This window comes from Rhodoglobus aureus, assembly GCF_039527955.1.
GTDB lineage: Bacteria > Actinomycetota > Actinomycetes > Actinomycetales > Microbacteriaceae > Rhodoglobus > Rhodoglobus aureus.
The window spans coordinates 1-1,019 of record NZ_BAAAKW010000043.1 but is presented as its reverse complement, the minus strand read 5'-3'; the positions used below and the strand labels follow the sequence as shown (position 1 = coordinate 1,019).

Annotated in this window: 1 protein-coding gene; it reads right to left on the bottom strand. The window is 63.8% G+C overall.

Annotation, left to right across the window (positions count from 1 at the left end; all coding sequences use genetic code 11):
- Nucleotides 1–1,019, bottom strand: a 1,019-nt coding sequence (locus ABD112_RS11540) for a transposase (RefSeq protein WP_343926020.1), incomplete at both ends; no start/stop codon positions are given.

Sequence of the window (1,019 nt, the reverse complement as noted above, 5' to 3'; positions counted from 1 at the left end):
GGGGTGTGACCGGCGGCAGTGATCGCGGCAAGAAGCTCGCCACTGCCATAAGCCGAATCACCGAGAACATCGATATTCTGGGCGCCAATGCTGGTGTCTGCGGTAACAAGTTCCATACCGCGGGCCGCGTCACTGTTGCCCGGCCCGGCCGCTTTCGTGAGAACAGCCGCCGTCACCAGGCCCGTGTCCGGTTCGATGATGATGTGGCTTTTGAAGCCGTCGACTTTCTTCTGTCGACTCTTGTGCGCGTGGCGGGCATCAGGATCAACAGTGGAAATGACCCGATCCGCCACGACCCGGCGCGCAATTTTCCACCGCCCATCCGTGCCATCCGACCCGTCCGCCGGTTCGACGTCTTGCCCAGCGACTAACGCGAGGAGGGCGACGGTTTCCTGCTGTGTGTCGGTGAGGACCGTCGTGTCAATGTCGGCCAGCAGGGCCAGGGCATCGCTAACAAGTGTGGAGACGAGGTCGTCGCGAGCGGCCCGGTCATCCCAGGCGATATCCGGTTTCCCCGGCTTCGTGTAGTCATGACCGGTCAACGCGGCAACGAGCACGTCCGCGCCAGGGATATCCCGACCCACCCGGCGGATCTGCGCGACGAGCTGGGTGACGGTGTCCTGACGTGCGACAGCATCCTCCAGAATGGTGGAGTCCAACGCGCGTCGCTTCCGACCCGACAACGCCCCGGACTGCTCGATGACCTCGGTCACTGCCTCAAAAATTCGGTGCGGGCGCGTGCTGGCCGCCAGGCGGCGGCGCCAATACGTGAGGACCGTCGGATGAAACGACGCCTCCGTCAACGCAAACCCGCACGCCGCCTTCCACCGCAAATCGAACGTGACCGCCTCGGCCGTTTCCCGATCCGAGAGACTGTGCAACGTCTGCAACACCATCACCGACGCGATCACATCCGCCGGGGTCGACGGGCGCCCCCGACCGGACGGGAACAAGTCCTCAAATTCGTCATCGGGGAACAACTCGTGCCGATGATCGGCGAGGAACTTGAACACCGAACC